At 67.9% G+C, this 6,335-nt stretch carries 4 protein-coding genes and 1 pseudogene; all 5 read left to right on the forward strand.

Translation table 11 applies throughout. From position 1 onward, the window contains the following. The first annotated feature begins 12 nt into the window (after nucleotides 1–12). The gene (locus B042_RS0115835) at nucleotides 13–576 is read left to right on the forward strand and encodes a hypothetical protein (protein ID WP_028649143.1); all 564 of its coding nucleotides are present in this window, start codon (nucleotides 13–15) and stop codon (nucleotides 574–576) included. A 304-nt stretch (nucleotides 577–880) separates the two neighbouring features. Further along, on the forward strand, nucleotides 881–3,406 hold the full coding sequence (locus B042_RS0115840) for a ribonucleoside-diphosphate reductase subunit alpha (RefSeq protein WP_028649144.1): 2,526 nt from the start codon (nucleotides 881–883) through the stop codon (nucleotides 3,404–3,406). A 141-nt stretch (nucleotides 3,407–3,547) separates the two neighbouring features. Further along, nucleotides 3,548–4,630, forward strand: a complete 1,083-nt coding sequence (locus B042_RS0115845) for a ribonucleotide-diphosphate reductase subunit beta (protein WP_028649145.1) — start codon at nucleotides 3,548–3,550, stop codon at nucleotides 4,628–4,630. A gap of 250 nt (nucleotides 4,631–4,880) precedes the next feature. Continuing rightward, on the forward strand, nucleotides 4,881–5,456 hold the full coding sequence (locus B042_RS24450) for a hypothetical protein (protein ID WP_051415739.1): 576 nt from the start codon (nucleotides 4,881–4,883) through the stop codon (nucleotides 5,454–5,456). 579 nt (nucleotides 5,457–6,035) lie between these two features. Beyond that, nucleotides 6,036–6,335, forward strand: a pseudogene (locus tag B042_RS0115855) (sodium/proline symporter PutP); the annotation flags it as partial.

Here is a 6,335-nt window from a genome sequence, read left to right on the forward strand (position 1 = left end):
GTTAGGGATGCGATGCGGGTGACCCATGTGACGACGGCCGACCTGGACCGTATGGAGTTCCACGCCGTCCGGTCGGGGGAGCACGGACCCGTCGCCGCCCGGTTGCAGGACCTGGCCAACCAGGTCGACTCCGGAAGTGAGGTCGGCCGCGCCGAACTGTTCGTCCGGGCCGGGGAACAGTGGGAAATCGCTCAGGAGTACGAGCGCGCGTGCGCCGCCTACCAGCGTGCGATCGACGACGGCGGCCCCACGGTGATCGACCCCCGCGCACTGAGCGCGGGCTCCCTGCTCCAACTGGACGAGACGGAGAGCGCCTACGCCCACCTGAGCCGCCTGGAGAAGGACGAGCCTCCCGGGCTGCCCACCTACGTGCATGTCGCCGAGGCGCTGTACGCTCACGACGACTTCCAGGGTGCCGAGCGGTGGGCGACCGCCGGGGTCCGCCACTACCTCCACCGTGAAGGGGAGCCGCGCGTACGCGAACTGCTCCTCGAACTCCTGCGGCTCCGCTTCCGCGTCCGGGTGGACCTTGGCCTGGGAGAAGACGACCTGGATCGCCGGTTGGACACCGATTGAGGCAACACGCGGGTTATCTTGCGGTGTTCCAATGCGCCATCCACAAGATGTAGTATCTGCGTATCGATGGTTCAGGACGGCCCCGGGAAGCGACGAGCATGACGCCGCCCACGGGCCCGAGGACCTGCCATCGGGGATGCGCGCGCCGCGTGCATCCGTGACGGGGGCTTGAAGGCGGACCTTCCGCGATCACCGGTCGTCGAGCGAACACGTCCATAGCGTCGTTCCACCCGTGCTTCGCGCACCCCGGCCCTGCCGTACCCCCGTCCTGCCGGGATTCCTCTACCGAGCTTGGAGCCGCCGTATGTCCCTTGACGTCGAAGCCCTGCCCGCGTCCGTCCGGCGGGAGTCGACCGACAACGGCGCTCCTCCCAACGCCGTCGACCGGATCGAACAGGTCGTGACCGAGGCGTGCGCGGGGCTCACCGGCGTCTCGGCCGACAAGGTCCTGAGCGAGGCGCGCCAAGGGCTCTACCCCGGCATCCCCGCCTCCGAGGTGGAGCTCGCACTGGTCATGGCGGCCCGCAGCTTCGTGGAGGTCGACCCCGACTACTCCTACGTGGCCGCCCGGCTGCTGCTGGACACGCTCCGCCGCGAGGCCCTCACCTTCATTGAGGGCGCCCCCCGGTCCGCGAGCCAGTCCGAGATGGCCGGCCACTACTCCGCCTACCTGGCCGCCTACGTCAGCCGCGGAATCGAGCTGGGCCAGCTCGACCCGGCCCTGGCCACGTTCGACCTGGAGCGCCTGGGCGCCGCCCTGCGCCCCGAGCGCGACGAGGACTTCACCTTCCTCGGCCTCCAGACCCTCTACGACCGCTACTTCCTGCACAGCGACGGCACCCGCTACGAGCTGCCGCAGGCCTTCTTCATGCGCGTGGCCATGGGCCTGGCCCTCAACGAGGACGATCGCGACACCCGCGCCGTGGAGTTCTACGAGCTGCTGTCGTCGTTCGACTTCATGGCCTCCACCCCCACCCTGTTCAACTCGGGCACGGTGCGCGCGCAGCTCTCCTCCTGCTTCCTCACCACCGTGGGCGACGACCTCCAGTCGATCTTCCACGGCATCAGCAACAACGCCATGCTGTCCAAGTACTCCGGCGGCCTGGGCAACGACTGGACCCCGGTGCGCGGGCTCGGGGCGCACATCCGCGGCACCAACGGCAAGAGCCAGGGTGTCGTCCCGTTCCTGAAGATCGCCAACGACACCGCCGTCGCCGTCAACCAGGGCGGGCGCCGCAAGGGCGCGGTCTGCGCCTATCTGGAGACCTGGCACATCGACGTCGAGGAGTTTCTCGACCTGCGCAAGAACACCGGTGACGAGCGCCGCCGCACCCACGACATGAACACCGCGAACTGGGTGCCGGACCTGTTCATGCAGCGCGTGGAGCAGGACGCCTCCTGGACCCTGTTCTCCCCGGACGAGGTCCCCGACCTGCACGACAAGTACGGCACCGAGTTCGCCGAGGCCTACACCCGCTACGAGGCCGAGGCCGAGGCGGGCCGGATCAAGGTTGCCAAGAAGGTCCGGGCCGTGGACCTGTGGCGCCGCATGCTCACCATGCTCTTCGAGACCGGCCACCCGTGGATCACGTTCAAGGACGCGTGCAACCTGCGCTCGCCGCAGCAGCACACGGGCGTGGTGCACTCCTCCAACCTGTGCACCGAGATCACGCTCAACACCAGCGCCGACGAGGTCGCCGTCTGCAACCTGGGCTCGGTCAACCTGGCCCAGCACACCGGTCCCGACGGGCTGGACGTCGAGCGCCTGCGCCGCACCGTGCGCACCGCCGTGCGGATGCTCGACAACGTCATCGACGTGAACTTCTACACCATCCCCGAGGCGCGCCGCGCGAACATGCGCCACCGCCCCGTGGGCCTGGGCCTCATGGGCTTCCAGGACGCCCTGTTCAAGTTGCGCCTGCCCTTCGCCTCCGAGGGCGCGGTGGCCTTCGCCGACGAGAGCATGGAGCTGATCAGCTACCACGCGATCGAGGCGTCCATGGAGCTGGCTGCCGAGCGCGGCTCCTACGAGACCTTCGACGGCTCGCTGTGGAGCAGGGGCGTCCTGCCGATCGACTCCCTCCAGGCCCTGGCCAAGGCGCGCGGCGGCGACCTGGACGTCGACCGGGGCGAGAGCCTGGACTGGGACTCGCTGCGCGAGCGGGTGCGCACCACCGGGATGCGCAACTCCAACGTGATGGCGATCGCCCCCACCGCCACCATCGCCAACATCACCGGCGTGAGCCAGTCGATCGAGCCGGTCTACCGCAACCTGTTCGTGAAGTCGAACATGTCCGGCGACTTCACCGTCGTCAACCCCTACCTGGTCCGTGACCTCAAGGACCGCGGCCTGTGGGACGACGACATGGTCTCGGCGCTGAAGCTGCACGACGGCAGCCTGGGCGAGATCGCCCGTGTGCCCGACGACCTCAAGGCCCTGTACGCCACGGCCTTCGAGGTGGACCCGGACTGGCTGGTGGACGCCGGATCGCGCCGCCAGAAGTGGATCGACCAGGCCCAGTCGCTGAACCTGTACATGGCCGCGCCGAGCGGCCGCAAGCTCGACGCCCTGTACCGCAGGGCCTGGCGCTCGGGTCTCAAGACCACGTACTACCTGCGTTCGCAGAGCGCCACCCACGTCGAGAAGAGCACCCTGAAGGGCACGGACGGCCGCCTCAACGCGGTGTCCGCGACCCCGGCTCCCGCACCGAGCCCGTCCCCCAGCCCGTCCCCGAACCCGGCACCCACCGCGGCGGGCGAGGACGAGTTCGAGATCGTGGACGGCCAGGCGTGCTCCATCGACGACTCCGAGTGCGAGGCCTGCCAGTAGGCCCGCCCGTACCCCTGAGGGAGCAGTGGCCGGAGGCCGCCCGCCTACGTCGCGGACGGCCCCGGTCCGGGGCCTCCCGCCACCCAGACGCCACGCACCGCCGAGATCCGGACCACCCGGAGACAGGGAAGACGACCCAGCATGACCACAGCAGCCGACCACAGCGCCAGCGCGACCAGCGGACTCGGGGAGATCGAGCGCGACGCCGCGCGCGTCAGTGTCGACGACAAGGCGATGATCAACGCCCGCGCCGACGTCAACCAGTTGCTCCCCCTCAAGTACACGTGGGCGTGGGACAAGTACCTGGCGGGCTGCAACAACCACTGGATGCCCACCGAGGTCGCGATGCAGGCCGACATCGCGCTGTGGAAGTCCAGGGACGGGCTGACCGAGGACGAGCGCCTCATGCTCAAGCGCAACCTCGGGTTCTTCGCCACCGCCGAGTCGCTGGTGGCCAACAACATCGTCCTGGCCGTGTACCGCCAGCTCACCAACCCGGAGTGCCGCCAGTACCTGCTTCGCCAGGCCTTCGAGGAGGCGGTGCACACGCACACCTTCCAGTACATCTGCGAGAGCCTGGGCCTGGACGAGGGCGAGCTCTTCAACATGTACCGGGAGATCCCGTCGATCACGGCCAAGGACGCGTGGGCGCTCAAGTACACGCAGAACCTGGAGGATCCCGACTTCCGCACCGGTACCCCCGAGGCCGACCAGGCGTTCCTGCGGGACTTGGTGGCGTTCTACGTGATCTTCGAGGGCATGTGGTTCTACACCGGCTTCGCGCAGATCCTGTCGCTGGGCCGCCGCAACAAGATGGTCGGCATCGCCGAGCAGTACCAGTACATCCTGCGGGACGAGTCGATCCACCTGAACTTCGGTATCGACGTGATCAACCAGATCAAGATCGAGAACCCGCACCTGTGGAGCGAGGAGTTCCAGGCGGAGGTCCGCGCGATGCTCACGGAGGCCTGTGAGCTGGAGGTGGCCTACGGCCGTGAGACCATGCCGCGCGGTGTGCTGGGCCTCAACGCCGAGCTGTGCGAGAAGTACATGCACTTCATCACCGACCGCCGTGCGGAGCAGATCGGTCTGGCCCCCATCTTCGGTCAGACGGAGAACCCGTTTCCCTGGATGAGCGAGATGATGGACCTCCAGAAGGAGAAGAACTTCTTCGAGACCCGGGTCATCGAGTACCAGACCGGTGGCGGTCTGGACTGGGACTGACCTGCGAGGACACAGTCCGTCTCCCCGTCGGCGGTGGGGGAGGGCCGTGTCCGGGGCCGCAGCCGGCGGCTCCCTCCCTGAAAGGCCCGGGCCGGGCGCGCGGCCCGGGCCTTCGCGGGTCCGTGCCCTGCACTGGTGCGGGCTCGCGCGGAGGGACGGCCCCGGGGCGGGTCGAGGTACCTTGTCGGTCGCGGTCCGGCCTTCGGTCCGCGGACCCCCATCCCCTGAACCAGCCCTGGAGCCATCCTCCGTGATATCCCAGAACCCTCCACAGGCCGCCGAGGGCCAGCAGCGGCCCGGAGGCCCCGCCTACAAGCAGAAGCTCCTCGTCAGCCCGGTAGCCCGCAACATCAACCGACTGCTCGGTGCCGCTCTTCCCGTGGCCGCCCTTATCCTGGCCGCTCTCGGCGAGGTCAACTGGCTGTTCGCCGTGCTCGCGTCCGCCGCCGGTGTGTTCACCTGGTTCCAGGCCGCCAACTCGGTGAGTGTGGTGGTGACGGTCCGGAACGGGCGGATGCAGGCAAGGCTTGGCCGCCGCAGCGTCACGGTCCCCACGGAGGCGATCGCCTACATCGGTCGGGCGGAGTTCGACATGCGCAGCGCCCGGCGGCTGGGCCGCACCACTCTGATCGGCCGGCCCGGCCCGGGCGTGGAGGTCGTCTCCCACGACGGCAAGTACGTCACCATGCGCACCGACACCCCCGGCGAACTGGTCCAGGCGCTGCTGGCCGAGGGCATGCCTCCCCTGGCCACACAGGTCCCCTTCCCCGAGGGCACCGTGGGCAGGGCGCACGTGGTGAGCCGTGAGGAGCGGTCGGCGCAGTAGCCCCTTCGTGTGCTCCCTCGGTCCCGGAGGCTTCGCCGGAGCCGAGGGATACACAGAACACAGGACATCCGCTGACCGGATATATTTCCATGCGGGGTGCTTCCGCGCTCCATTCTCTTGCTTCGGTTGGCTTTTGATTTCCGGTTTCTGTCTTCGATGTTTCTCTGAATCGAGGATCCGGTGAATCTGGCTGCTCCGTCCTTTCCGGACCATTGCCGTTGGTCGCGCTGTGGGCCCGGTGTTTCCGTGTTGTTCCGGTGTATCCGGAAGCTGGAGGTGGCCCGAGGTGTCCCGCAGGGGTTGAGGTGCCTGTTTTCCCTTGCGTGCAGGGGATAGAAGGACATCCCATGAGGGGATATCGGATGTTCTCTGGCCCGTGGGTGGCCTTGTTCGCGTGTGGCGGAGAGAACATGTGTGTGCGATAAAAAGCTCAAAATCCTCTTTGCGTGGTTTGTTCAACAAGAGGGTGTTGTGGTCGACCGCTATCCACCGGAATGATCGGTTCCATGGATTACAGGAAACGTGTCGAGGCTGAGCCTTCGCGTGTTCAGAAAGGGGGAGCCGGTTGTGAACGACTCCATGCTCGGGTCCGTGGTGACCTTCGTGCTGTACCTCGCCGGCATGGTCGGCATCGGCCTCTGGGTCTACAAGAGCACGACCTCGCAGTCGGACTTCGTACTCGGTGGCCGNNNNCTCAACAGNTGGGTGGCCGGNCTCAGCGCCAACGCCAGTGACTTCAGCGGTTGGCTGCTGCTGGGCCTGCCCGGTGCCATCTACGTCTCCGGTCTGGGTGAGGCGTGGATCGCGGTGGGTCTGGCCGCCGGCTTCGCGGGAAGCTGGATCCTGCTCGCGCCGCGGCTGCGGGTCTACACCGAGCGG

The organism is Nocardiopsis sp. CNT312 (genome assembly GCF_000515115.1).
Taxonomy (GTDB): domain Bacteria; phylum Actinomycetota; class Actinomycetes; order Streptosporangiales; family Streptosporangiaceae; genus Nocardiopsis.

What these genes read in the sequence shown, in the direction of transcription:
- B042_RS0115835 (WP_028649143.1), top strand. Translation starts at nt 13, where the DNA reads ATGCGGGTGACCCATGTGACGACGGCCGACCTGGACCGTATGGAGTTC.
- B042_RS0115840 (WP_028649144.1), top strand. Translation starts at nt 881, where the DNA reads ATGTCCCTTGACGTCGAAGCCCTGCCCGCGTCCGTCCGGCGGGAGTCG.
- B042_RS0115845 (WP_028649145.1), top strand. Translation starts at nt 3,548, where the DNA reads ATGACCACAGCAGCCGACCACAGCGCCAGCGCGACCAGCGGACTCGGG.